22 protein-coding genes are annotated in these 26,218 nt (G+C 67.9%); 3 read left to right on the forward strand and 19 right to left on the reverse strand.

Annotated elements, in window-relative coordinates; genetic code table 11:
• Positions 1 to 20: 20 nt before the first annotated feature.
• Complete coding sequence (locus ACTJLD_RS06960) at positions 21 to 491, reverse strand: winged helix-turn-helix transcriptional regulator (RefSeq protein ID WP_027791036.1); 471 nt, start codon at positions 489 to 491, stop codon at positions 21 to 23.
• A 153-nt stretch (positions 492 to 644) separates the two neighbouring features.
• Between ACTJLD_RS06960 and ACTJLD_RS06965 the strand changes: the two genes are divergently transcribed.
• Positions 645 to 1,883 (forward strand): MFS transporter, encoded by a 1,239-nt coding sequence (locus ACTJLD_RS06965; RefSeq protein ID WP_226149831.1) that lies wholly within the window; start codon positions 645 to 647, stop codon positions 1,881 to 1,883.
• Positions 1,884 to 2,012: 129 nt separating this feature from the next.
• Here the strand turns inward: ACTJLD_RS06965 and ACTJLD_RS06970 are convergent, their stop codons facing one another.
• The 10 genes from ACTJLD_RS06970 to ACTJLD_RS07015 all read right to left on the reverse strand — a co-directional run bounded on the left by ACTJLD_RS06970 (position 2,013) and on the right by ACTJLD_RS07015 (position 14,828).
• A complete protein-coding gene (locus tag ACTJLD_RS06970; protein WP_027791034.1) occupies positions 2,013 to 3,179 on the reverse strand; it encodes a glycosyltransferase family 4 protein in 1,167 nt (388 codons plus the stop codon).
• Positions 3,179 to 4,363 carry a glycosyltransferase family 4 protein gene (locus ACTJLD_RS06975; protein WP_048022243.1) on the reverse strand — a complete coding sequence of 395 codons (1,185 nt, stop codon included), beginning with the start codon at positions 4,361 to 4,363 and terminating at the stop codon, positions 3,179 to 3,181. The genes ACTJLD_RS06970 and ACTJLD_RS06975 overlap by 1 nt, the downstream gene beginning before the upstream one ends.
• A complete protein-coding gene (locus tag ACTJLD_RS06980) occupies positions 4,360 to 5,826 on the reverse strand; it encodes an O-antigen ligase family protein (protein ID WP_440658400.1) in 1,467 nt (488 codons plus the stop codon). Before ACTJLD_RS06980 ends, ACTJLD_RS06975 begins: the two co-directional genes overlap by 4 nt.
• 10 nt (positions 5,827 to 5,836) lie before the next feature.
• Entirely contained in the window at positions 5,837 to 6,973 is a 1,137-nt protein-coding gene (locus tag ACTJLD_RS06985; protein WP_059693904.1) for a glycosyltransferase family 4 protein, read from the reverse strand.
• A 49-nt stretch (positions 6,974 to 7,022) separates the two neighbouring features.
• Positions 7,023 to 7,982, reverse strand: a complete 960-nt coding sequence (locus ACTJLD_RS06990) for a glycosyltransferase family 2 protein (protein WP_440658402.1) — start codon at positions 7,980 to 7,982, stop codon at positions 7,023 to 7,025.
• 64 nt (positions 7,983 to 8,046) lie between these two features.
• Positions 8,047 to 10,272, reverse strand: coding sequence for a polysaccharide biosynthesis tyrosine autokinase (locus ACTJLD_RS06995; protein ID WP_059693903.1), 2,226 nt, complete (start codon positions 10,270 to 10,272; stop codon positions 8,047 to 8,049).
• A 50-nt stretch (positions 10,273 to 10,322) separates the two neighbouring features.
• Positions 10,323 to 11,501, reverse strand: coding sequence for a polysaccharide biosynthesis/export family protein (locus ACTJLD_RS07000; RefSeq protein WP_027791028.1), 1,179 nt, complete (start codon positions 11,499 to 11,501; stop codon positions 10,323 to 10,325).
• Positions 11,495 to 11,938 (reverse strand): low molecular weight protein-tyrosine-phosphatase, encoded by a 444-nt coding sequence (locus ACTJLD_RS07005; RefSeq protein WP_027791027.1) that lies wholly within the window; start codon positions 11,936 to 11,938, stop codon positions 11,495 to 11,497. Before ACTJLD_RS07005 ends, ACTJLD_RS07000 begins: the two co-directional genes overlap by 7 nt.
• A gap of 30 nt (positions 11,939 to 11,968) precedes the next feature.
• The gene (locus ACTJLD_RS07010) at positions 11,969 to 13,381 is read right to left on the reverse strand and encodes a UDP-glucose dehydrogenase family protein (RefSeq protein WP_440658403.1); all 1,413 of its coding nucleotides are present in this window, start codon (positions 13,379 to 13,381) and stop codon (positions 11,969 to 11,971) included.
• A gap of 73 nt (positions 13,382 to 13,454) precedes the next feature.
• Positions 13,455 to 14,828, reverse strand: a complete 1,374-nt coding sequence (locus ACTJLD_RS07015; RefSeq protein WP_027791025.1) for an undecaprenyl-phosphate glucose phosphotransferase — start codon at positions 14,826 to 14,828, stop codon at positions 13,455 to 13,457.
• 428 nt (positions 14,829 to 15,256) lie between these two features.
• Between ACTJLD_RS07015 and ACTJLD_RS07020 the strand changes: the two genes are divergently transcribed.
• Positions 15,257 to 16,783, forward strand: a complete 1,527-nt coding sequence (locus ACTJLD_RS07020) for a mannose-1-phosphate guanylyltransferase/mannose-6-phosphate isomerase (RefSeq protein WP_027791024.1) — start codon at positions 15,257 to 15,259, stop codon at positions 16,781 to 16,783.
• Positions 16,784 to 16,909: 126 nt separating this feature from the next.
• On the opposite strand, the gene ACTJLD_RS07025 is transcribed toward ACTJLD_RS07020, so the two are convergent.
• The 8 genes from ACTJLD_RS07025 to ACTJLD_RS07060 all read right to left on the reverse strand — a co-directional run bounded on the left by ACTJLD_RS07025 (position 16,910) and on the right by ACTJLD_RS07060 (position 23,958).
• A complete protein-coding gene (locus ACTJLD_RS07025) occupies positions 16,910 to 17,851 on the reverse strand; it encodes a transposase (RefSeq protein WP_027791023.1) in 942 nt (313 codons plus the stop codon).
• A gap of 734 nt (positions 17,852 to 18,585) precedes the next feature.
• On the reverse strand, positions 18,586 to 19,167 hold the full coding sequence (locus ACTJLD_RS07030; protein ID WP_059684477.1) for a DUF3501 family protein: 582 nt from the start codon (positions 19,165 to 19,167) through the stop codon (positions 18,586 to 18,588).
• A gap of 31 nt (positions 19,168 to 19,198) precedes the next feature.
• Positions 19,199 to 20,536, reverse strand: a complete 1,338-nt coding sequence (locus tag ACTJLD_RS07035; protein WP_440658404.1) for a heterodisulfide reductase-related iron-sulfur binding cluster — start codon at positions 20,534 to 20,536, stop codon at positions 19,199 to 19,201.
• 119 nt (positions 20,537 to 20,655) lie between these two features.
• Positions 20,656 to 21,078 (reverse strand): rubrerythrin family protein, encoded by a 423-nt coding sequence (locus tag ACTJLD_RS07040; protein ID WP_027791020.1) that lies wholly within the window; start codon positions 21,076 to 21,078, stop codon positions 20,656 to 20,658.
• A 264-nt stretch (positions 21,079 to 21,342) separates the two neighbouring features.
• On the reverse strand, positions 21,343 to 22,611 hold the full coding sequence (locus tag ACTJLD_RS07045) for an RNA polymerase sigma factor (RefSeq protein ID WP_027791019.1): 1,269 nt from the start codon (positions 22,609 to 22,611) through the stop codon (positions 21,343 to 21,345).
• On the reverse strand, positions 22,608 to 23,024 hold the full coding sequence (locus ACTJLD_RS07050; RefSeq protein ID WP_021164038.1) for a VOC family protein: 417 nt from the start codon (positions 23,022 to 23,024) through the stop codon (positions 22,608 to 22,610). Before ACTJLD_RS07050 ends, ACTJLD_RS07045 begins: the two co-directional genes overlap by 4 nt.
• A gap of 35 nt (positions 23,025 to 23,059) precedes the next feature.
• The gene (locus tag ACTJLD_RS07055) at positions 23,060 to 23,479 is read right to left on the reverse strand and encodes a YciI family protein (protein WP_021164039.1); all 420 of its coding nucleotides are present in this window, start codon (positions 23,477 to 23,479) and stop codon (positions 23,060 to 23,062) included.
• A 125-nt stretch (positions 23,480 to 23,604) separates the two neighbouring features.
• Positions 23,605 to 23,958 (reverse strand): YciI family protein, encoded by a 354-nt coding sequence (locus tag ACTJLD_RS07060; RefSeq protein ID WP_021164040.1) that lies wholly within the window; start codon positions 23,956 to 23,958, stop codon positions 23,605 to 23,607.
• Positions 23,959 to 24,162: 204 nt separating this feature from the next.
• Between ACTJLD_RS07060 and ACTJLD_RS07065 the strand changes: the two genes are divergently transcribed.
• Positions 24,163 to 26,028, forward strand: coding sequence for an ExeM/NucH family extracellular endonuclease (locus ACTJLD_RS07065; protein WP_440658405.1), 1,866 nt, complete (start codon positions 24,163 to 24,165; stop codon positions 26,026 to 26,028).
• The last annotated feature ends 190 nt before the right edge of the window (positions 26,029 to 26,218 follow it).

Raw genomic sequence — 26,218 nt, forward strand, 5'->3', positions numbered from 1 at the left:
GCAGCCGTCGCGCACGACGCTCATCGCCGCCGTGCGCCCGTTTCGTCGCCGACCTTCTTCACGACCGTCTCGCCCGCCTTCACCGGCCGGCCGTCGTCGTGGCGCAGCGCGAGCTTGCGGATCGCGCGCCCGGTCTGGCGGTCGACCAGCACCGAATGCGGCTCGCCTCGCGCGAACAGGTTCGCCTCGCCCCACTGCCGCAGCATCACGATCACCGGGAACAGCCCTTCGCCCTTCCTGGTCAGCACGTACTCCTGATACGCGCTGCCGTCCGACGCCGGCACGACGTCGAACACGCCCGCATCCACGAGCATCCTGAGCCGGTCGGACAGGATATTGCTCGCGACGCCGAGGCTCGCGCGGAAATCGCCGAACCGGCGCACCCCGTCGAACGCATCGCGCACGATCAACAATGCCCAGCGATCGCCGACGATATCGGTCGCCCGTGCCACCGGGCACGGCGAATCCGCAAGACTTTTCTGCCTGGCCATGTGCCTCTCCGCAATCGTGCCGGCCGCCTTCGCGGCAACGCCGGCCATCCGTGCACGGACGTCTCGCCCGCCGCACAACAGGTTGCATTTTAAAACCACTTTTCCTACACTCACATCAGTTTCAATTTGCAACTACTTTGCGCGAGGAAATCCATGGCGTCTTCCTGTCGTTCCGGCACCGTTGCACCGAACGCATCCGCGCCCGCCGCGCATCCGGCCGCAGTCGGCACCCTGTCCACGGCGCGCGTCGCGACGTTGGCCGTCTGCTGCTCGGCCAGCGTCGCGAATGTCTACTACGCGCAGCCGCTGCTCGATTCGATCGCGCAGGATTTCGGCGTGTCGCAGGCGGCCGTCGGCGGCGTCATCACCGCGACGCAGCTCGGTTGTGCGCTCGCGCTGCTGTTCGTCGTGCCCCTCGGCGACCTGCTGAACCGCAAGCGCCTGATCGCCGTGCAGCTTCTGCTGCTGACGGCGGCCTGCATCGGCGTCGCCGCATCGTCGACGCGCATCGCGCTGCTGGCAGGGATGGTCGCGGTCGGGCTGCTCGGCACCGCGATGACACAAGGGCTGATCGCCTGCTCGGCCGCGCTCGCGGGCGCCGGCGAACGCGGGCGCGTGGTGGGTGCCGCGCAAGGCGGTGTCGTGGTCGGGCTGCTGGCCGCACGCTCGCTGGCCGGCGTCGTCACCGACATCGCGGGCTGGCGGGCCGTCTATCTGGTATCCGGCGCGCTCGCGATCGCCATGCTCGTCGTGCTGTCGCGACTGTTGCCGGACGAGAACGGGCCGCGCGAGCGCATCGGCTACGCGGCGCTGCTGCGATCGATGGTGTCGCTGCTGCGCGACGAACGCGTGCTGCGCGTGCGCGGCGCGATCGCGCTGCTGATGTTCGCGGCATTCAGCATCTTCTGGAGCGCACTGGTGCTGCCGCTGAGCGCACCGCCGCACGCGATGTCGCATACGCAGATCGGCGCCTTCGGCCTCGTCGGCGCACTGGGCGCGGCGGCCGCCGCCCGCGCGGGCCGGCTCGCGGATCGCGGGCGCGGCGAAGCGACGACCGGCGCCGCGCTCGCGCTGCTCACGTGCTCGTGGCTGCCGCTCGCGTTCGGCGATTCGTCGATTGCATGGCTGATCGTCGGCATCGTGCTGCTCGACGTCGGCGGGCAGGCCGTCCACGTCGTCAACCAGAGCATGATCCTCGGCACGCGGCCCGATGCGCACGCGCGCCTCGTCGGCTGCTACATGCTGTTCTATTCGGCCGGCAGCGGGCTCGGCGCGATTGCATCGACGATGATGTATGCGCGCGCCGGATGGGCGGGCGTCTGCGTGCTCGGCGCGGTCGTGAGCATGGCGGCGCTCGGCGTCTGGGCCGCGACGCTCAGGCGCGCCGCGTGAGACGTGCCGGCGTCGCGCATCGGATGGGGGGATCAGCCGGCCCTGCGCAGGCGGCCGGCACGCGAACCGGCCGCGCATGCGCACCGGTTCGGCTTCCCGTTCGGCGCGCAGATCGCGCGCCACGGGCGCTCAACCTGCCGCCCGGATCGCCTCTTCGTACACGCCGGCCACGCGCCGCGCGATCACCGCGTTGTCGAAATGATCGCGTGCATAGCGCTTGCACGCGGCCTCGTCGGGCAGCGTGATCGCGCCCGACAGCGCGGCACCGAGCCCTTCCGCGATCGCGTCCGCGCCGGTGGACGGCAGCACGAGATCGTCGGACAGCCCGGCCACCGCCTCCGGCAGCCCGCCGACCGGCGTGACCAGCACGGGCGTGCCGGACGCAAGCGATTCGACGGTGATCAGCCCGAAGCCTTCGAGCGCGACCGTCGGCACGACGCTGACCGTCGCCGCGCGGTACAGCGCGGCGAGATGGTTGTCCGGCACGAAGCCGAGCAGCTTCACGTTGTCCTGCAGGCCTGCCGCATCGATGCGCTGCTGCAGTTCCTCGCCGATCTTGCCCTTGCCGGCGATCAGCAGCAGCACGTCCGGGTGACGGTGCTTGAGGAGGCCGATCGCGTCGATCAGGTCCTCCAGCCCCATGCGCCGCACGAGCCGGCGCACGGCCAGCACGATCGGCCGGTCCTGCGGCAGTTGCAGCTTGTGCCGCGCCTCGGCGGGCGTCAGCGGCGTGTCGAACTGCGCGGTGTCGACGCAACCGGGAATCACGCGCACACGCGACGGATCGATCCCGTAGCGGTTCGTCAGGATCTGGCCGAACGCCTGCGACAGCACGATCAGCCGCGACGAACGCGTATAGACGGCCTGCTCGAGATAACGCTTCGCGCGCTGGCCGAGCGACGCGGCGCCCTCGACCTGGCTTTCGTCGGCCCACGGCCCCTGGAAGTGCGACACCTGCGGAATCCCGCGCGTGACGTCGAGGCCCGGAAACGTGTACAGCGCGAAGTGCGACGAGATCACGTCCGGCCGCTCGCTGCGGATCTCCTCGCGCAGCGCGCGCCGCGCGGCGAGCATGCGGCGCGCGAGCGGCTCCGATGCGGGGCCGAAGCCCTGGATCGCGCCGCCCGTGTCGTCGGCGACCTTCTGCGAGCCGGCGACGAGCCCGCGCACCTCGACGCCCGCGCCCGGCAGCGCGCCGACGAGCGAGTAGTACATCCGGTCGAGGCCGCCCGCGCGTTCGGGGAACCAGTGCATGCCGATCTGCAACGATTTGATCGGCCGGGAAGAGTGGGACATTACGATTGCTCCTGCGTCACTGCATGCTCGACCCGCTCGAAGGCGGACGGCTGCGTGGGTTGGCCGATGCGCCGGTAGAGCGCGACATACTGGGCGCCCATGTGCGCCCAGCCGAAACGGGTCATCAATTCGCGTGCCGCGTCGCCCATCGCGCGGCACGTGTCGCGCGACGCCGCGAGCGAGCCGATCGCCTGCGCGAGCGCGGCCGGATCGTCCGGGTCCTCCAGCACGATCCCGCATTCGCGCGTGATGATTTCGGCGCCGCCCGCCGTACGCGCGGTGACGACCGGCAGCCCGGCCGCCATCGCCTCCAGCAGCGACAGGCTCATCGCTTCGTAGCGCGACGGGAATACGTAGGCGTCGACCGAGCGCATCAGCGTCGGCATGTTTTTCACGAGGCCGAGGAAATGCACGCGCGCATCGATGCCGAGCGCGCGCGCCTCTTCCGGATACGGGCTGCCGGGCAGATAACCGGCCACCGCCAGGTGCACGTTCGCGGGCAGCTTCGTCAGCGCCTTCAGCACCGTGCCGAGGTTCTTGCGCGGCGTGCGCAGGTCGCCGACGAACAGCAGCAGGAACGCGTCGTCCGGCAGCTTGAACGCCGCGCGGTCGGCCTGCGCACCGGCGAACGCGCTGCCGTCGACGCCGTTGTAGATCACGCTGATCTTGCGGCTGTCGATGCCGAGCCCGGCGATCTCGTCGGCCACCTTCTGCGACACGGCGGTGATCGCGCGCGACCGCTTGTACGCCCAGCGCTCGAGCGTGGTGTTCACGCGCGTATAGACGTACTGATAGGCCGACCACAGCCCCTTCGTCGGCCCGAACGGATAGTACGGACTCTTGAACCAGCCGCCGTGCACGAAGTGCGCGGTATTCACGTCGGCCTTGATCCACGAGATGAAGCCGTTCACGTGCAGCACGTCGTATTCGCTGCGGTGCGCGCGCAGCCAGGCCGCGCTCTTCAGCGCGAACACCTGCTGCTTGACGAGATTCGACGGCCAGAAGCCGCCGACCTTCACCGGCACCCAGCGCACGCGCGGGTCGGCCAGCAGCTCGGGCGCGACGTGCGACGCGACCAGCGTGACCTCGTAGTTCTCGGCCAGCGCCGCGCGCGCGATTTCGTAATTGACGCGGCCCTGGCCGTCGTTATGTCGCACGACGTGCGTGACGATCGCGATTCTCAATGGTCGCCTCCCCGTGAATGCGCGGCGGCCAGCAGGCGTTGTGCCTTTTGCCAGTGCGCCGCGGCTAGTATCGAAAAAATGGCTGTGAACATCAGCAGGCCGCCCGTGCCGATCAGCGAATTCGTGAACACGAGCATCGCGAAGGTCGACAGGCACAGGCTCAGGCACGCGCCGACGAACTTGTCGTTGCGCAGCTTGAATGCCGCACGCAGCGTGCGGCCGAACAGCATCACGACGCCCGAGAGATACAGCAGCGTGCCGGGCCAGCCGAGCACGAACGGCACGTTCATCACGCCGCTGTCGAAGCTGCCGTACTTGCCGAGCTCGCCGCTGTCGCTCGACAGCTTCGTGGATGCCCCCGTCGCGCCCATCCCCTCGCCGGCGACGTCGGTGAACGCCGTCTGCGCGAAGGTGGCGTAGAACTTGTTGCGGTCGTCGTAGCTGCGGTCGTCCTTCAGGTTCGTGATCGACTGCAGACGCGCGCCGAGACGGTCGGCCACCGGCCCGACGGTCAGGAGCGGCACGCACAGCCCGACCAGCACGACGCCGCTGATCAGGATCCGCATCCGCACGCGGTTGCTCGACTGCACGAGCTGGATCGCGAGCGCGATCACCCAGCCGCCCCAGGTCGAGCGCACGAGACACAGCGCGAACGACACGAAGCCGGCCGCGCCCGCGAACCAGCGGATCTTCTGCGGCGCGGCGAACACGAACACCAGCGCGCCCATGATCGCGAACGCGAACGGCCCCGACGAGTTCATCGTGCTGAACACGCGCACGCCGTACGGCACCGGCTCGCCCTGCGAACCCATGTCGGAGCCGATCATCCACAGCACGTCCCACTGCGGCATCACGAAGTACTGCACGACGCCGTACAGGCCCATCACGAGCATGCCCCACATGAACGTGGACAGCAGCACGTCGCGGTATTCGGGATAGTCGCGGGCGTTGACCATGATGTGAAAGCCGATCAGCACCGGGTACACCCAGTTCGCGAGGTCGTAGGTCGCGGCCATCACGCCGCTCGATACGATCCCGACGAGGTACGCGTACGCGAGCCCGAACAGCATCAGCAGGATCGGGATTCCGCGCCGCTGCGCGAGCACGCGGTAATGCCGGATCAAACCCAGGCCGGCGATCATCGTCACCGCGAGCGGCGCGACCTGGATCAGGCTCGTCGGCGTGAACGCGCCCTTCGACCAGTCGGCGAGACGCCGCACTTCCGGGCTCAGGAACCACACCCACCACATGAAGCCGACGTAGCGCGCCGGACTCTTGAAATACAGCCAGATGCCGACCGCGATGGCCAGCACCGGAAACGCGAGCGTCAGCACCTTGCCCTGGTGAATGGCGATCAGCGCGGCGGTGAAGGACCACAGCCCGGCCTGCCCGACCCAGTGCTTCCGCTCGGGCAGCCAGTTGCGGCGGCGCGACGGTGCGCGTTCGGCGGCAATCGTACTCATCGATCCGCTCTCACCGCGACGACGGGCGCGAATCCGCGAGCGGCATCGCCAGGCCCGCCGCCGCCGGCGTCCGGCGCCGGCGCAGCATGTCGCGCGTGATCCGCACGTGCTGCTCGGCGAACGCCTGCGTGGTCAGGTCGCGCTCGCGCAGGCACGCGGCGGCGGCCCGCGCGCAGCCCAGCGCCGCGACCGGATCGGCCGCGAAGCGATCGGCGGCCTGGCGCATCGCCTGTGCGTCGAAGGCCGGCACGTAGGCGGCCGTATCGTGCGGGAAGTAGTCGCTGAGCCCGCCGACGTCGGACACGATCATCGGCTTGCCGACCGCGGCCGCCTCGAGCATCACGGTGATGCCCGACGCGTGGAAATTCGGCCGCAGCGGCACGACGATCACGTCGGCCCATGCGTACAGTTCGTGCTGCTTCGCGAGCCCCGACGCCGAGCCGATCTTCACGTTCGGCGCATGCCACTCGCGCGGCACGCGGCGCCGGGTCGCCAGCCGCACGTCGTAGCGCGCGTCGCCGCCGAACGCGGCGAGGAACGTGCGCCAGTCGCGGTCGCGGTCGTTGCCGATCGCCGCGATCCGCAGCGGCCGGTTCGGTTGCCATTGCTGCGGCTCGACGATCGGGAAATCCTGCGTGTTCAGCCCGTAGTAGACGAACTCGGCTTCGCGGCCGAGATAACGGCGGCACAGGTCGGCGTTGTCGCGGGCCAGCGTGGTCAGCGCGTCGGCGCGCGCGATCAGCTTGCGGTACAGCCAGCGGCGCGGGCCGCCGAAGCTGCCCCACTTGTCGAACAGCCACACGCTCTGCGCGAGCAGCAGCGGACGTTTGCCCTGCTCGCCGGCCAGCTTCAGGATCAGCGACGCCGCAAGGTGCTCCTGCTCCGTGTGCGTCCAGATCACGTCGGTGTTCAGCAGCGCGGCACGGTTGCGCCATGCATGCACGACGTCGAAGCCGAGCGCCGCCTTCAGCGCGCGGCGCACGAGGCTGGCGACGCGGCTCTCGCCGCCGTCCTGCGAATAGGTCAGCCGGAATTCGTCGGATTCGGCGTGGTGATAGCCGTACAGGCAGCCGATGTTCTCGCCTTTCCGGTAGGTACGCGGATCGGCGCCGTGGAACAGATGGACATGGACCTTGGTTGCAGTCATTCGAGCCCTTCTCCGGGTTCGGCCGCGCGGCGTTGCGCGCGCGGCTCGTTCAAGACGTCACCGGCGGCATCGCCGCACGGTGGGGGGCAAGGTTCGCGCGGCGGGCATCGCGCGCGCCGCGGCGCACCGCGCGCCAGTGCTCGCGGATCCGCTCGCGCTTCGCCGTATGCAGCGACAGCAGCACGTGCGCGAGGCCCGGGTAGACGCGCGTACCGACCAGCGTCCACCACCACCACGCGATTTCGCGCCGCACGGGCGGCAGGTGCTCACGCAGGATCAGGTGCAGGTTGTATGCGCCGTTGCTGATCGCATTCAGCGACGCGGCATCGCGCCGGTCGTCGTCGAAGCGTTCCGCCGGAAAATGATCGACCGCGATCGCCGGGTCGTAGACGAGCTTCCAGCCGTTGCGCTGCACGTGCATGCTGAAACCCATGTCGTTGTGCACCTGCGCACCGGCGCCGCGCAGCCGCGTGTCGAAGCGCAGCCGCTCGATCGCGGCACGGCGGTAGCTCATGTTCGCGCCTTTCAGCATGTCGACTTCGCGCATGCCGCCGACGCCCAGGTGATGGTTGCCGACGATCTTGCCGGACAGCGTGAGCTGGCCGACGAGCTCGCGCGATTCGTCGAGCACGCGGCCCTTCTCGTGCACCCAGTCGCGGCCGCCGACCGCGCCCACGCGCGGGTCGGCCTCGAACGCCGACTCGACGCGGGCGAGCCAGTCGGGATGCGGCGCCGCGTCGTCGTCGGTGATCGCGACGATGTCGCCGTTCGCCGAGTCGAGCCCCTTGTTCAGCGCGGCGACCTGGCCCGGCACATCGACCGGCACGATGCGCAGCGGCAGCGCGCCGCCGACCGCCGGATCGGCGAGCCGTTCGTGCGTGGCATCGTCCTCCGGGCGCGCGACGACGACCACCTCGTCGGGCAGCCGCTGCTGCCGCTGCAGCGCCAGCAGGCAGCGCGCGAGGTCGGCGGGGCGCCGATAGGTCGGAACGAGCACGGAAATTTTCATCGTTGGTTCTCCTGTCGGCCGGGCAGGCGGCACGCGCGGCCCGCCCGGTTACGTGCGATTCGGATCAGGCGCTCAGGTATTCATGCACGGCCGCATAACCGCGGCCGTAGCCGCGCGCCTTCGGCGGCACGCCGTTGAAGATCCCGCCTTCCAGATCGACGCCCGCGGTACGCAGGCGCTTGATCGCGTCGGCGATCTCGCCTTCGGTATGCATGCCCGAGCGCAGCACGAGGAACGTCGAGCCGGCCATGCGGCCGATGATGGTCGCGTCGGTCACCGCCAGCACCGGCGGCGAATCGATCAGCACGACGTCGTAGCGCTTGCCGAGCCCCTCGAGGTATTGCGGCAGGCGCGTCGACATCAGCAGCTCCGACGGGTTCGGCGGGCGCGTGCCGGCCGAGATGAACGACAGGCCCTGCACCGGCGTCTCGCGCACGGCGTCCTCGAGCGCCGACTGGTCGCTCAGCAGCTCGGACAGGCCCGGCTGCGAGGTGAGGCCGAAGTAGCGGTCGAGCAGGCCGCGGCGCATGTCGGCGTCGATCAGCAGCACGCGTTTGCCCGAATGCGCGAGCAGCACCGCGAGGTTGACCGTCAGGAAGCTCTTGCCGATGCCGGGCGTCGGGCCCGTCAGCACGATCACGCGGTTCTTCGCGTCCATCATCGCGAACTGCATCGCGGTGCGCAGGCTGCGCAGGCTCTCGACGCTCAGATCCTTCGGACGCAGGCTCGCGAGGATCGGCCGCGTGCGGCTGCCGCTCTTCTCGGCCGCCGCGTCGAGCTTCACCTGCTCGGCGCTTTGCGGCACCAGCCCGTACAGCGGCAGGTTGAACGTGCGCTCGATGCGGTCGGGGTCCTCGATGCCCTGGAACAGGTTGCGGCGCAGGAACACGACGCCGGTGCCGAGGATCAGCCCGAGGAACACCGCGGCCGACAGGATCAGCACCTTCTTCGGCTTGACCGGGGCGCCCGGACGCAGCGCGGAGTCGACGAGGTGGATGTTGCCGCCCGTGCCGGCCTTCTGCACCGACAGCTCCTGCACGCGGTTCAGCAGCAGCACGTAGATGTCCTCGGCGACCTTCGCGTCGCGCTGCAGCTGGACGGCCTTCACTTCGGTGGCCGGCAGGCTGCGGAAGCGGTTGCTGAACTTGTCCTTCTCGCCCTGCAGCTCGGCGAGCTGCTGCTTCGCGGCGATCACCATCGGGTGCGAATCGGTGAAGCGCTGCGCGAGCGACGCGAGCTGCAGGCGCTGCGCGGCGATCTGCTGCTCGTACTGCACGCTGCCCTCGAGGTAGACCTTCGCCTCGTCGCTCGCGTTGATCGAGCCCGACGTGCGCTGGTACTGCGTCAGCGCGGCTTCCGCCCGTTCGAGGTCGGCCTTCAGGCGCGGTTCCTCGCCCTTCAGGAAGTCGAGCATCTTGGTCGCTTCGGCCTGCTTCGCGACCACGTGCTGGTTCAGGTACGACTGCGCGAGCGCGTTCGCGATCGCGGCGGTCTGGTCCGGGTCCTTGCCTTCGAGCGAGATCTGCACGACGCCCGTCTGCTTGCCCTGCTCGGTCACCTGGATGCCGGCCTGGAAGCCGCTGATCGCGTCGAGATCGTTGTAGCGGACCACCGTGAACTGCGTGCCGGGGCGCGCGACGAGCTTCGACACGAGCAGCGTCACGCCGCCGCCCTGCGTCGATTCGCCGACCTGGCCCGACAGCAGCCGCGTGCCGTTCTGGTCGACGAGCGAATAGGTGCCGTTCGGGCCGGCCGTCAGCGTCAGCTTCTTGCCTTCGAGCGCGGGCACGACGCTGATCGAATCGACGTCGGCGACTTCACCGCCCCATGCATACGATTGCAGGCCGAGCCACGGCCGCGACGGCGTGCCCGGCGTCGCGACACGCGCGGCGAGGCTGCCGATCAGCGGCAGCGTCTTCGGCACGACCGAGAAATTCAGCTTGAACTGGTCGACCACCGGCGCGACGACGCCGCGGCTCTTGATGATCTCGATTTCCGCGTCGGTCTGCGCCTGCTGCGGACCGGAGTTGATCGTCGCGCCGGTCTGCGTCTGCGTGAGCGCCTGCGACGTGTTGTCGTTGCTCTCGACCCGCACGTGCACGTCGGCCTGGTACACCGGCTTCGCGACGTAGCAGTAGAGACCGGCGAGCGCGACGACCGTCACCGCGATGCCGAGCAGCAGCCAGATGTCGTCCATGATCACCTGGAGCAACTGGCCGAGGACGACGTCCTCTTCCTCGGTTTTCACGGACAGATCCGCGTAGGAGTGTTTCGCTTGCGTGTTCACCATTCGTTCCCGCTTGAGTGGTGCCGGGGCGGAGGTGCCGCCCCGGCGGGCTATCAGCGCGTGATTTGCCGCATGTAGAAGATCGTCTGGATCGTCGGCAACACCTGCTGCAGCACTCGGTTGAACTGCACCGAGCTGGCCGTGCTGACGTAGACCACATCGAGCGGCTGAAGCGGGAAGCGGCTCGACAGCATCAGCGCATCGGGCTGCGTCATGTCGAGACGGAACACTTCAGGCTTCGTCGGGTTGTCGCGCATGCCGCGCATCACGTAGATCTTGCGCGGGTTCGCGTCGGTGTCGAGGATGCCGCCGCCGGCCGTCAACGCGTCGGCGATGGTCAGCTTGCCCTTGAGCATCGGCACCGTGACCGGCGTCTTGACCTCGCCCATGATGAACACGCGGCTGTCGCTGCGGTCCGGCACGTTGATGATGTCGCCCTGCTGCAGCATCACGTTCTGCCGCACTTCGCCGCGGTCGAGCACGCCGTTCGCGTCGAGCGTGTAGAGCTTGCCGTCGCGCGTCAGGCGCACGCGCTGCAGATCGGCGTCGGTGGTCGAGCCGCCCGAACGCGAGATCGCGTCGACCAACGTCAGCGGCACGTCGCTCATCGCGAGCGGGCCCGGGGTCTTCACCTCGCCGGTCACCTGCACCTTCTGGCTGCGGAACGACAGCACGCGCACGTCGAGCTGCGGATTCTTCACGTAACGCGCGAGTCGCGTGGCCAGCTCGTCACGGGTCTGCGCGATCGTCTTGCCCGCCACGTGGATGCGGCCGACGAACGGGAAGAAGATCGTGCCGTCGGCGGCCACCGTCTGGCCATAAGGATCGGCCTGGCCCGGCAGCGACGACGAATAGGGTTGCTGCAGCGCGCCCGCGATCGTCTGCGTCGTGTTGCCGCCGCTCGAGAACGACTGGCCCTGCGGCGTCGTCAGCTCCGGGTGGTCCCAGACGGTGACGCCGAGGATGTCCTGCGGCCCGATGCGGTACACGTATTGCGACGGATCGGTATAGCGTCCGGGCGGCAGCGGATGGTCGACCTGCGCTTTCTGCAGTTGGTCCATCACCACTTTGGCGTCGATGTAATGAACCGGATAGGTCTCGGCCGCTTGCTGGCGGCCTTCGTCCTTCAGGTTCGACGAGTCGAGGTAGTTGCCGGGCGCGGTTGCACAGGCTGACAGGAAGGTCGTCAGCGCGACGGCAAGCGCCACCGGGCGCATCGGGCGTTTCAGCATAATTTCTGTAGCCATCCTTGAACCAGACGTTCGATCAGTGAGTAGCTCTCGCGGTAATCGGCCTCGGGGCCGCCGTGCGGGTCGGCAATCTCGGCCCCTTCCCACTTGCCGAGCAGGTGGACCTTGCCGCGCGCGAACGGATCGACCTTTTCGACGGCCGCGATCTGTCCGCGCTCGCTGACGAGAATCAGGTCGGCGTCGCGCACGATCCGGCGCGACAGCCGCCGCGAGCGGTGGGTCGTCGCATCGACGCCCCGCTCGGCGAGCAGCTGCCGCATCACCGGATCGATGCCGTCGCCGTCGTTCGCATGCACGCCGGCCGAATGGAACGTCGGGCGCGGGCCGCCGCGCGACGCGGCGTGCGACTTGAACAGCATTTCCGCTGCCGGGCTGCGGCAGACGTTCGCGTGACAGACGATCAGGATGTTCCGGAACATGGCGTCTCGTAACGAGTGACGGGAAACGGGTTACGCGCTCGCGGGCGCGGTGCCCGGCACACGCGCGGCGACGGCCTGGCGCGAGCCCGGCCGGCCGATCGGGTGGTATTCGATGCCCTGCTCGGTCATCGTCTCCGGCTCGTACAGGTTGCGGCCGTCGAAGATCACCGGCGCTTTCCACAGGCGGCCGAGCGCGATGAAGTCGGGGCTCTTGAAGATCTTCCATTCGGTGACGATCACGAGCGCGTCGGCGTCGCGCGCGGCCTGCGCCTCGTCGTCGACGAAGGAGAGGCGCTCGAGCCAGCTCGGGTGATCGGCGAGATCGAGCGCGATCACGCGGCGCGCCTCCTGCTGCGCGACCGGGTCGTACGCGGCGATGCGCGCCCCGCGCGACAGCAGCTCGGCGATCAGCTCGCGGCTCGGCGCTTCGCGCATGTCGTCGGTGTTCGGCTTGAACGCGAGGCCCCAGATCGCGAACGTGCGGCCGGTCAGGTCCTCGCCGAAGCGGGCGACGATCTTCTCGGCGAGCACGCGCTTTTGCGTGGCGTTGACCGACGACACGGCCTTCAGGATCTGCAGTGCCTGCCCGTGCTCGTCGGCCGTGCGGATCAGCGCCTCGACGTCCTTCGGGAAGCACGAGCCGCCGTAGCCGCAGCCGGCATACAGGAAGTGATAGCCGATGCGCGGATCGGAGCCGATCCCGCGGCGCACGGCCTCGATGTCCGCGCCGAAGCGGTCGGCGAGGTTCGCCAGCTCGTTCATGAACGAGATGCGGGTCGCGAGCATCGCGTTCGCCGCGTATTTCGTGAACTCGGCCGAGCGCACGTCCATGTACAGCGTGCGTTCGTGGTTGCGGTTGAACGGCGCATAGAGCTTCTTCATCAGCTCGCGCGCGCGCTCGCCCGGCACGTCGTCGTCGCAGCCGATCACGATGCGGTCCGGCCGCGTGAAATCGTCGACCGCCGCGCCTTCCTTCAGGAATTCCGGATTCGACACGACCGAGAACATCTGGTCGCCGCCGCGCTTCGCGAGCTCCTCGGCCACCGCCGCGCGCACGCGCTCGGCCGTGCCGACCGGCACCGTCGACTTGTCGACGATCACCTTGAAGCCCGTCATGTAACGGCCGATGTTGCGCGCCGCCGCGAGCACGTATTGCAGGTCGGCCGAGCCGTCCTCGTCGGGCGGCGTGCCGACCGCGATGAACTGCACGTCGCCGTGCGCGACCGCGGCCTCGATATCGGTCGAGAAGCGCAGGCGGCCCGCCGAGCGGTTGCGCGCGATCACTTCCTTGAGGCCCGGCTCGTGGATCGGCACGCCGCCGTTGTTCAGGATGTCGATCTTTGCCTGGTCGACGTCGAGACAGAACACGTCGTGCCCGATGTCGGCGAGACAGGCGCCGGTGACAAGACCTACGTAACCGCTGCCGATGATAGTCAGATTCATGATGTGTCGGACCTCTTGACCAATGATTCGAAATTCGTAAAACCGCGATGCCTGCGTGGCGCGGCCTCGGTACTCAGTACGCGTTGCTGCCGGTGAAGCCTTTCCAGAGCGTCAGCACGACGATCTTGATGTCGAGCCAGAACGACCAGTTCTGCATGTAGTACAGATCGAGCTTCACGCGCCCCATCATCTTCTCGATCTGGTCGGTCTCGCCGCGAAAGCCGTTGATCTGCGCCCAGCCGGTGATGCCCGGCTTGATCCGGTAGCGGAACATGTAGCCCTTGACGAGATCCTTGTAGATGTCGTCGTGCGCGAGCGCATGCGGGCGCGGGCCGACGACCGACATCTCGCCCTTCAATACGTTGATGAACTGCGGCAGCTCGTCGAGGCTCGTGCGGCGCAGGAACCGGCCGACCGGCGTCACGCGCGAGTCGTTCTTGGTCGCCTGCGTGACCTGCCCGGCCACTTCCTGGTGCACCTTCATCGAGCGGAACTTGTAGATCTCGAACTCGTGCCCGTCGATGCCCTTGCGTTTCTGGCGGAAGAACACCGGCCCGCGCGACGTCAGCTTGATCAGGCCGGCAATCAGCACCATCACCGGCGCGAGCGCGGTGAGCGCGGCCAGCGCGAACAGCCGGTCGAACACGAACTTCGGCAGGATCCGCACGTCGGTGATCGGCGACGCCGCGAGGTTGATCGCCGGCACGCCGAGCACCTCGACCACTTCCTGGTTGAAGAACGACAGCGTGCGCACGTCCGGGATGAAACGGATGTTGACGAAGTCGTGGCGGAACACGGTCACGATCTGGTGAATCCGGCGCTCCTCCGTGATCGGCAGCGTGAGCCACAGCTCGCTGATCGCGCGGCTGCGTACCAGCCACACCAGCGATTCGAACTGCCGCTCGATGCGCACGTCGTCGAGCGCGACCTCGCCCGGCGCTTCGCTTTCGTCGTATACGCACACCGGGTTGAAACCGGCTTCCGGCCGCGCCCGCATCTGCGCGATCAGCCGCCGCGCCGCCGGCGTCCCGCCGACGATCGCGACCGCCTTCAGGTTGTAGCCGCCGCGGCGCAGCTGCCGCAGCACGACGTGCACGCAGGTTTTCGAGCCGGCGAGCAGCGCCATCGTCACGAGCGCCCAGTAACCCAGCCACAGCCGCGACAGGTCGCCCGACTGATGGAAGCTGAAGCTCATCAGGATGCCCGCGAGCTCGACCACGAGCCATGCGAACGCAACCCGGCCCACCAGCCCGACGAGACGCTTGCCGCGCCACGACTGGTAAATGCCGATGGCCGGAAAGAACACGACGACGAGCAGGCAGTCGAACAGCACCGTCGTGCGCTGCAGGTCGTTGAGCCAGATGCTGCCGTCGTGCAGTGCGGCGGCGATCAGCGCCCCCGCTACGACCATCGCGATATCGATGACTCTCGCCAGCACGCTCAACATGTCTGCTTCCTCTTTGAACAGGCGTTTGCCGAACAGCTCCTTGTGCGACCCGTGCCGCACATTCGATTCAAACGTTGCATGACGCTATTGAAGCGGTAAGAAAATTCCGCCTCAAGCGCACAAGTATTTCGAAAAATAATCGGAAATTCTTGCTGCGTAGTTTTTGAATTAAATCGGCAGCTTTTCCCGAAATGATCGCGAATCGGGAATTTTTCGGAAGCTTTACGGTTTCCGCTCACCCTTTGCGGACGGTCAACACCAGCCGATTCACCGATTTATTTTTTACTTTTTTATTTGCACCGGATGCTGGCGAGGAAAATTCTTCCCGGTGAATGTCCGGCGAATATCAGGCAATGGACCCGGTTTTATTGTCGATTTACTTCATGCTACAACGGCAGGCACTGACTTCAACCGTGGAGAGTGTCAACATGAATGCTCCGGCCGTGGCTGCCGAAACGCGCCATTCCCCTTCCGCCGCACCCGCCGCCGGCACGCGCGTCGCCGTGCAACCGGTGATTCTCGCCGGCGGCTCCGGCACGCGCCTGTGGCCGATGTCGCGCGAGCGCTTTCCGAAACAGCTGATCGGCTTGCTCGGCGAACATTCGTTGCTGCAGTCGACCGCGCTGCGCCTCGACGGCCTGGCGGGCGATCATCCGCTGACCGACGACGTGCTGATCGTATGCGGCGAGGATCACCGCTTCACGACCGCCGAACAGCTGCGCCTGACCGGCAAGTCCGCGTCGATCATGCTCGAGCCGATCGCCCGCGACACCGCGCCCGCACTGACGCTCGCCGCGCTGCGGCTCGTCGCCGACGGCAACGACGCGATCATGACCGTGATGCCGGCCGACCATGCGGTGGCCGACCTGCCGCGCTTTCACGCCGCGGTCGCGGCCGGCGTGCACTGCGCGAAGCAAGGCCGGATCGCGACGATGGGCATCGTGCCCAAGCACGCGGAAACCGGCTACGGCTACATCCGCGTCGGCGCGCCGCTCGGCGACGCCGCGACGGGCAGCCTCGACGTGCGCCGCCTCGATCGTTTCGTCGAGAAACCGCATCTCGAACTCGCTCGGCAGTACGTCGCATCGGGCGAATACTGGTGGAACAGCGGGATCTTCATCGTGCGCGCATCGGTGTGGCTGAAGGCGATCAGCCAGCTCGAACCCGCGATCTACGCGGCCTGCGAACAGGCCGTCGCCCAGGGCAAGGCCGACGGCGATTTCTTCCGCGTCGATCGCGACGCATTCGCCGCGTCGCCGTCGAACTCGATCGACTACGCGGTGATGGAGCCGCTCGCGAGCCTGCCGCAACTGTGCGAGAGCGTCGTCGTGCCGCTCGACGCGGGCTGGTCGGACGTCGGCTCGTGGGATGCGATCTGGCAGATCTCGGAGAAGGACGAAGCCGGCAACGTCGGCCGCGGTCACGTGCTGCTCGAAGACGCGGAATCGACGTTCGCGCATTCGGAAAGCCGGCTCGTCGCCTGCGTCGGCACGCAGAACCTCGTCGTCGTCGAAACCCCCGACGCCGTGCTCGTCGCGGACAAGTCGCGCGTGCAGGACGTGAAGAAAATCGTCGGGCGCATCAAGGCGCAACGCGGCGCGGAAGCGTCCGATCACCGCAAGGTGCATCGCCCGTGGGGCCACTACGACTCGGTCGACATGGGCGAACGCTTCCAGGTGAAACGCATCGTCGTGAAACCGGGGGCGCGACTGTCGCTGCAGATGCACCACCACCGCGCCGAACACTGGATCGTCGTGCGCGGCACCGCGCGCATCACGCGCGGCGACGAAACGTTCCTGCTGTCCGAAAACGAATCGACGTACATCCCGCTCGGCGTGTCGCATCGCCTCGAGAACCCGGGCAAGATGCCGCTCGAGCTGATCGAAGTGCAGTCGGGCGCGTATCTCGGCGAGGACGACATCGTCCGCTTCGACGATACCTACGGCCGCCAGTAATACACGTGCGCCCGGGGCGCCGCTTCGACGGCGGCGCCCCGGGCGATGCAGGCAGGCATGGAAAGACGAGGCTTCCGCGCGGGCGTCGTGGCACATGACGGCCCGCCCGTTTCACCGGTGCGGCGATCAGCCTACGCGGTACACGTATTCGCGACGCTCCTGCTGCACCGGATCGTTGCGGCTTTCGGACAGCGCGCCCGTGTGACGCTCGGCGATGAAGCGCTTGATGTCCGACTCCGCACGCGCGAGCGCGGACAGGCCGGCCAGCACCTCGCCTTGCGGCGCGCGTGCCGGTTCGTCGCTCGCGCCATGGCGATCGATCCACTGACGTGCCCAGTCGAGCGCGAACTGCTCGGCTTCCTCGGCATCGGTGAAGCGCGGGCCGATCAGGCCCGAACGCTCGACGCGCCGCTCGTCCTGCGAGATCTCGGCCCACGCGCGATACATCAGGTTCTGCACGGGCTGCGCGATGCCGCGGATCGTATAGCCGCGATACTCGTCGACTTGCGGTTCGGCCGCGGCGAAGCTCGCCGACGACGCACGCGCATGGCGCAACTCCACCGACCGCGCGCCCGGCACCACGAACGACGCGTCGGACGGCCGCGCTTCGGCGTCGTCCTGCATCGACGACTGCGACGCGCCCTCGCCATCCCAAACGTTTGCGTGCGCGACCGGCAATTGCCACGACTCGGGGTTTTGCCAGAACACACCGCGCAAGCGATCGTTGTCGGGCACGGGCTCGGCACGGCGTGCGGGCACGACCGGCACCGGCGGCGGCGGGATATACGCGAACGTGCGCCCGCTGAACTGGGTCAGCACGTCGATCATCTGCAGCAGCGTGCCGGACGCCAGCCATTCCTCGTAACGGCGACGGCACGTCGGCCCGGACGGATAACGACCGGGCAGCTTCGACCAGGCTTCACCGGTCGTCAGGATCCAGAGCACCGCGTTGGCGACGACGCGCGGTTCGGCACGCGGACGCCCACGACGGTTCAGCCGGATGGGTTCATCGGCGATCAGCGTTGAAAGACGAAACCACTCTTCATCGGTAAGCTCATCGAAGAACATAGTAGATCTCTCCACGCAGCCAGGCCGGGGCTGCGATTGGCGGCGCCATCGCGACACATCGCGTCGCGGGGCGGCCAGGTTGCACATTATGCTTATCCGGTGTTGTGCATGCCGGTGCGACACCGCACTTTCACGGTGCCGCCATTCCCGGCAATGGCGCACAAATCACGGTCTCACTCCAATGTGGGAATTTTTGTGCACGAAGCATACCATCCCTAGGGTTTATCTCAATATGACAATGACTTAATGTTACGCACTGAAACAACCTGCCAAGGGTGCGTAATGTATTTACGCTTGAATTTTTTTGCGGGATCTTTATGCCCGACGCTGCAAAGGCCCGTCTGGCGGGGCTCTACAGCGTATGAAGAATGCCCGCGAATGGGCATTTTCGGGTCGCTCCGACCCCTGCCGGCAACAATCCCGCGCATTGCTGCCCAACATCGGTAAATCAGGGAAAAAAGCGTAACAAGATATTCACGAATCGGTAAATCATTCAAATTTCGCCGATTTTAATTATCTCCGTGCACAATCTTTTTATTGTTTCTCTGCGAGTGATGAAAGCCCGGTGACGTGCGATGCACGTCTTTCGCTGCATGCAAGTTCGTGACGCCTGTTACATCTTCGCGGCGGCAGGCGAGCGAAACGCGCCGCGTCGCGTGTGGAGATCGCGTTTCGGGTCGGAACGGAAAAATGGAAACCGGTGCGCGGGACGCACCGGACGTGCGGCGGATGCGTCAGCGCAGATCGCCGGCCAGCGATGCGGTCACGTCCGCGTCCACGCGCTGCGCCGGCATCGTGTAGGCCGGGTGATCGCAGCCGATCGACAGCGCCGCCCCGCCCTTGAGCGCCGCGCGCATCGGCGCGTCGAGCTCGAAGCGCACGAAGTGCACGGCCGACGTCTTCTCGGCGTTGTCGCGCTCGAGATCCTCGTCGGCGATCGCGTAGATGCGCGCGTGCCCGTCGACCTGCAGGTACACGCGATCCTCGACACCGATCAGCCGCGCGAGCGCCGCGCGCCGTTCGACCTCGTGCTCGTACTCGATCTGCATCGTCGCCTTCAGGTTCGTGCCGTCGGGCACGAGCGGCAGATACGCTTCCAGCTCCCCTTCGATGCCGGCCTGGTCGAAGATCTTCTCGATGTGCAGCATCTCCTGGATCTGATAGCGGATCGTCGTCTCGTCCTCGAACAGGAAGCGCAGGTGGTTGCCGAGGGCCACCGCGCGGCGGCGCTTGTACGCAACCAGCCGCGCATGTTCGGCCTTGCGGATCTTCGCGTACGCTTCGAGCGTCAGCAGGGAGTCGCGGGTCAACGTCATGGGATGTCCTCGTGGGTCGGCCGGCGGCGGCTCAGATGCCGTACGCGCGGCGCAGCAGCGTGAGCGGATGCGCGAGCGGCGCGGACGGCAGCCCGTTGTCGTCGATGCCCTGCACGATGTGATGGCCGGCCAGCGCGCAGTCCGACGACACGAAATCCGGCTGCGGCTCGGCCATCGCCTTGAACACGGGCCCGCCGATCCGCATCGCGTCCGCATGAAACTCCTTTTTCACGCCGAACGTGCCCGCGTGGCCCGAGCAGCGCTCGACGACGTTCACGCGCGTATCGGGCACGAGCGACAGCGCGTCGGCCGTCTTGCGACCGATGTTCTGCACGCGCGCATGGCACGGCACGTGATACGACACGGTGCCGAGGCCCGTCTTGAAATCGGTCTTCAGCATCCCGTCGCGATGCCGTGCGATCACGTATTCGAACGGATCCCAGAATGCGTCGGCCACCGCGCGCACCGCGTCGTCGCCGGGGAACATCAGCGGCAGCTCGCTCTTGTACATCAGCACGCAGCTCGGAATCGCGCCGATCAATGCATAACCTTCGCGCGCATAGCGTTCGAGTACGGGCAGGTTCACGTCCTTCTTCGCGGCCACGCCGGCGAGATTGCCCTGCTCGAGCAGCGGCATCCCGCAGCAGGCTTCGCGCGTGACGAGCTCGTAAGGGATGTCGTTGTGCGCGAGGATCGCGAGCAGGTCGTGGCCGATGCCCGGTTCATTGAAATTCACGTAGCAGGTCGCGTAGATCGCGACCTTGCCGGGCGTGCGTTCGCCGTCGCGCACGGGCAAGCCGTCCGACGGTTTCGCCGCGCGCCGGAACTTGCGCGGCGCGAATTCCGGCAGCCACGCATGGCGATCGACGCCGAGCGTCGCTTCGAGCGCATGGCGCGCGGGCGGCGTACGGTTCACCGCGTTCACCGCCTGCGTGACGATCGGAATGCCAGCAAAGTGACCGAGCGCGTCGGTGTTCGACAGCACCTTGTCGCGCAACGTCGCTTCGCCGCGCTTGTAGCGCGCGGCCTTGCCGCGCAGCATCAGGTGCGGGAAGTCGACGTTCCATGCGTGCGGCGGCACGTACGGGCATTTCGTCATGTAGCAGAGGTCGCACAGGTAGCACTGGTCGACGACCTTGCCGAACGCCGCCTTCGGCACTTCCTCGATATCGCCCATCGGCGTGTCGTCGACCAGGTCGAACAACGTCGGAAACGCGCCGCACAGCGACACGCAGCGCCGGCATCCGGCACAGATGTCGAACACGCGCGTCATTTCCGCGTCGATCGCGGCCTGGTCGTAGAACGCATCGGACTGCCAGTCGAGCGGATGCCGGGTCGGGGCTTCGAGACTGCCTTCCTTGTGGGGCATGGGGCGCTCCAGCGTGGCGCGCATGCGCGCCAGCGCCGCCCGCGCGATGCGGGCAGCGATGAACGAACAGCCGGCCGTTTGCCGGTCGCACGGGCTGCCGTGCGGCCCGCGGCGGCCCGTCAGTCGACGAGACTGTCCAGCGCCTTCGTATAGCGGTTCGCGTGGCTGCGTTCGGCCTTCGCCAGCGTCTCGAACCAGTTCGCGATTTCGTCGAAGCCCTCGTCGCGCGCCGTCTTCGCCATGCCCGGATACATGTCCGTGTATTCGTGCGTTTCGCCGGCGATCGCCGATTCGAGATTCTGTCGCGATGAACCGAACGGCAAGCCCGTTGCCGGATCGCCGACGGCTTCCAGGTATTCGAGATGGCCGTGCGCATGGCCGGTTTCGCCTTCGGCGGTCGAGCGGAACAGCGCGGCGACGTCGTTCTGGCCTTCGACGTCAGCCTTCGAAGCGAAATACAGATAACGCCGGTTCGCCTGCGATTCGCCCGCGAATGCGGCCTTCAGGTTCTCTTCGGTTTTGCTGCCCTTGAGTTGAGCCATTTGCGCCTCCGTTCGAGTCGGCGCGGCCGCGTGCGAAGCCGGGCCGATCAGGTATGTGGGGAACGATGCGTGCGCCGCGGCGCGGCGCACGCATCGTGCTCTTCAATCTAGGCGCTCGCGTTCGCATCCCCCAATAGGCTTTTTCAATCCGGACGATAGTCGGCGCGTTGCGCGGCGGGGTGGTGCGCGGGGTACGGTGCGCGGCGTTCGCGTTCGCGTGTGCGTTCACGTTCGCGTGTGCGTGCTGCGTGCGCGCCGTGCGCCTCACGCGTCGGTCGCGCGCCTGAGCAGCAATTCGCGCTCGCGCTCGTTGCGGGTCAGTTCCGCCGCACGCCGGAACTCGATCTTCGCCTCGTCGGCGCGGCCGAGCTTCGCGAGCAGATCGCCGCGCACGCTCGGCAGCCAGTGATAGCGCGCAAGCGCGGGATCGTCGCGCAGCACGTCGACGAGTTCGAGCGCCGCGGCGGGCCCGAACGCCATCCCGACGGCCACCGCGCGATTCAGTTCGACGACCGGCGACGGCGCGACCTCGGCGAGCGCGTCGTACAGCGCGACGATCTGCGCCCAGTCCGTGTCCGCCGCCTGCCGCGCACGCGCATGGCATGCGGCGAGCGCAGCCTGCAACGCATACGGCCCGCGCACGCCGCCGAGCTTCGCCGCCTGCTCCAGCGCCGCGAGGCCGCGCCGGATCAAGAGCGGATCCCAGCGGCTGCGATCCTGGTCGAGCAGCAGGACGGGCCGGCCCTGCGCGTCGGTACGCGCGTGCATGCGCGACGCCTGCAGTTCCATCAGCGCGACGAGCCCGAGCACTTCGCTCTCGTCCGGCGCCAGCCCGGCCAGCACGCGGCCGAGCCGCAGCGCCTCGTCGCACAGCGCCGGGCGCGTCCAGTCGTCGCCCGCGGTCGCCGCGTGGCCTTCGTTGAACACGAGATAGATCACTTCGAGCACCGACGCGAGCCGCGCGGGCCGCGCATCGGCGGCCGGCACCTCGAACGGCACGTGCGCGGCCGCGAGCGTTCGCTTGGCGCGCACGATCCGCTGCGCGATCGTCGGCTCGGGCGTCAGGAACGCGCGCGCGATCTCGCCCGTCGTCAGCCCGCCGAGCAGCCGCAGCGTCAGCGCGACACGCGCATCGGTCGACAGCACCGGGTGGCAGGACGTGAAGATCAGCCGCAGCAGATCGTCGCCGATGTCGTCGTCGCTCGCGTCGGCGAGCGCATCCGCGATGTCGGGCACGACATGCGCTTCGAGCGCGTCCATCTCGTGGCCGAGCTGGTCGCGCTTCGCCGCGTGGAGCGACTCCTGCCGGACCCGGTCGAGCGCGCGGCGTTTCACGGCCGTCATCAGCCACGCGGCCGGGTTGTCGGGCACGCCGTCGACGGGCCAGTGCTCGAGCGCCGCGACGAGCGTGTCCTGCGCCAGCTCCTCGGCCACGCCGACGTCGCGCACCACGCGCGCGGCGCGCGCGATGATCTTGGGCGCCTCGATCCGCCAGACCGCTTCGATCGCACGGTGAGTCGCCTCGAGCGTCACGACGCCTGCCCCTGGGCGGACGCATCCAGCGGCATGGCCATCAGCTCCCATGCATGGCCGTCCGGATCGTCGAACCCGTGGCCGTACATGTTCGGATACTCGCGCGGCGCCTGCGGCGCGGACCCGCCGGCCGCGAGCGCCTTCGCGACGATCGCGTCGACCTCGGCGCGGCTGTCGCACGACAGGCACGTCAGCGCCTGCACCTGCGTCGCCGGATCGACGATGGTCTTGCCGGTGAAGGTCTGGAAAAACGGCCGCACGAGCAGCATCGCGAAAATCGTGTCGCTGATCTTGATGCAGGCGGCCTGTTCGTTGGTATAGGCCGGCACGACCTCGAAACCGAGTGCCTGGTAGAACGTCTTCGCGCGCGGCAGGTCGGCCACGGGCAGGTTGATGAAAACCATCTTGTGCATGACGGATGCTCCGGTGAACTTGGATTCGGGTGGATTCAGGCCTGGGTGCGGCCGACGTGGAGATCGCGGAACCGCTCGACCGCGTCGCTCGGGGTGAGGTCGTCGAGCTCGAACAGCGGCCGCACCTCGATCTCGCAATCCATTTCGGCGCCGAACGGCGCGGGGAACCGGCGCGTCCATTCGAGCGCCTCGTCGCGCGAACGCACCTGGATCAGCGTATAGCCGGCGATCAGCTCCTTCGTTTCGGCGAACGGGCCGTCGATCACCGTGCCCTTGCCGCCCGTGTAGCGCACGCGCCAGCCGCGCGCGCTCGGCCGCAGCCCGTTCGCGTCGAGCAGCACGCCGGCCCTGGCCAGTTCCTCGTGGTAGACGGTCATGGCTTCGACCAGCCGGTTGTCCGGCAACGCGTCGGATTCGCTGACGGCGTTCGCCCGGATCATGATCATGAATCGCATCGTTTACTCCTTGTCATCGGTGGAAGGCGGCGCTCGTTCGGCGGCGCCTTATCCGGACGACGGCCGGAAGACGCCCGGATCGACACGTTCCGCAACCAATCAGGGTAAATACCGAGTCGCGGCATTCACAGGAAGCACGGGCCGACCGCGCGCACCTCGACCGTGCACCATTGCGCGGCCGGGCACTGGCGCGCGATCTCGATCGCTTCCTCGCGGGTGTCGACGTCGACGAGGAAGAAGCCGCCGACCATCTCCTTCACCTCCGCGAACGGGCCGTCGAGCAGGCGCGTCTCGCCGTCGCGCACCTGCACGCGCGTGCCGCGCTCGGAACGCTCCAGCGACTCGACACCGCGCAGCACGCCGCGCGCCTTCAGCGTCTCGGCGAAATCGACCATCCGCGCGTACAGCGCCTGGCCTTCGTCGAGCGTGCGCTCGGCGCGCTGGTCGGTCGGCTCGACAATCAACAGCATGTAAGACATGGATTTCTCCTGTGGGAACGGGGCGCGGCAGCGTGTGCTGCGCGATCGGGATGCGCCGCCGATGCAAAAGCGTAACAGCCGCCGTGCGCCTTGCATCGTCGGCCGATCGGCACACTGGCCGGACGGCCAATTTGGCCGCTTCCTGACATTTTGCCGTCAAGATGCTTTCCCGAATCGTCGGATTTTCTTCCTGTGGACCGCCCCATGTCACGCCTGCTTTCGCCGCCTGCCGTTGCAGCGTTCGTCGTCCTCTTCGCCCTCTTCGCCCTCCTCGCCGGGCCCGCCGCGGCCGCGCCGCCGGTCAGCGCCGGCTGCGGCGGCGCAACCACGCCGATTGCCGACCTCCGCGGCGCCGGCGGCCCGTCGCCGCTGGCCGGGCAAACGACCTCGATCGAAGCGGTCGTCACCGCGGCATTCGCCGGTGCCGACGGCCTGGGCGGCTTCTTCGTCCAGCAGGCCGACGCGCAGCGACGGCACCGGCCGGGCGTCCCGGAAGGCGTGTTCGTGTACGCACCGAACGCGCGTGCAAAGGCCGGCGATCTCGTGCATCTCACGGGCCGCGTCGACGAGCGATACGGCCGGACGCAATTCACGCTGTCGGGCGGCATGACGGTCTGCGCACGCGGGCAGACCGTCACCCCGGCGACGCTCACGCTGCCGGTCGCCACGCTATCCGTGCTGGCCGCGCATGAAGGCATGCGCGTGCGCCTGCCGCAAACGCTGACGGTCAGCGATACCCACGCACTCGGCCGCTACGGCAGCGTCGTCCTCAGCCACGGCCGGCTGCGCATCCCGACCCACATCGCACCGCCGGCCGAAGCCGCCGCGCTCGCGGCAGCCAACGCACTCAACCGCATCGTGCTCGACGACGGCTCGACCCGCCGCGATCCCGCAACCGTGCGCTATCCGCCCCCCGCGCTCAGCGCCGCCAACACGCTGCGCGCGGGCTACACGGTGCGCGGCGTCGAGGGTGTGCTAGAACTGCGCTACGGCGCATGGCGGCTGCAACCGGTGGCCGGCGCGGCGCCGGTCTTCGATGCCGCCTCGAACCCGCGTACCGATGCGCCGGCCCGTCATCCCGATGCCGACGCGCGCATCGTGTCGTTCAACGTATTCAACTATTTCAATGGTGACGGGCATGGCGGCGGATTCGATGCCCCGGCCAGCCGAGGAGCGAAAACGCCCGCCGCGTTCGCGCGGCAGGAGACGAAGATCGTTGCGGCATTGCGCGCGCTGCGTGCCGACGTGATCGGGCTGATGGAAATCGCGAACAACGGCCACGGCGACGCGAGCGCCGTGCGGCGTCTCGCCGCGCAGCTTGGCGAAGGCTGGCGCGCGGTCGATCCCGGCACCGCGCGGCTCGGCCGCGATGCAATCTCGGTCGCGCTGCTGTACGACAGCCGCACGATCGAGCCGGTCGGCCGCGCCGCGACCGTCTCGCTCGGCGGCCGGCATCGCCCGCCGCTCGCGCAGACATTCCGGCGCATCGGCGGCACGCGCGCGATGACGGTCGCGGTCAATCACCTGAAATCAAAGAACTGCCCGGACGCGACCGGCGCCGATCTCGACCGGTCGGACGGCCAGGGCTGCTGGAACGCGGCGCGCACGCGGGCCGCCGTGCGCATCGCCGACTGGCTCGCCGGATCGCCGACCGGTGCCGCGGCCGATGGCGTACTGCTGGTCGGCGACCTGAACAGCTACGCGAAGGAAGATCCGGTTCGCGCGCTCGAGTCGCGCGGCTACGCGAACCTGGTGGCGCGCTTCGTCGGCGATGCTGCGTACAGCTACGTATTTCGCGGCGAGGCCGGCAGCCTCGATCACGCGCTCGCGACGCCGGCCCTGACCGCGCGCGTCAAAGCCATACACGTCTGGCACATCAACGCCGATGAGCCGTTTGCACTGCAACCCGTGCCCGATTACAAAACGGCCGCACTTCAGTCGTCCTATTACGCACCCGACGCGTATCGATCGTCGGACCATGATCCCGTCGTCGTCGACCTCGCACTGGACAACGGCTCGCGAATGCCGGTCGCAGGCACAAACCCTGCTCGCCCGTACGGCGTCGATTAGTGCATTTGCATCAGCTCATCGCCTGCAATGGCACTATTTACCTGGTACCCCGGGCGACGCCATATTTACCGGGCATTCACTTCGTATCGCTTCTTGTTGCACGCGTTTCGCCCATTTGAGAATTTTTTTCAATCTTCGCGCGGCCCCGCGTGGCGGGGCTTCCAGGCAATTCCGCCAACGAATTGAAAAT

It is taken from the genome of Burkholderia sp. 22088 (assembly GCF_052045915.1).
Lineage (GTDB): Bacteria > Pseudomonadota > Gammaproteobacteria > Burkholderiales > Burkholderiaceae > Burkholderia > Burkholderia cepacia.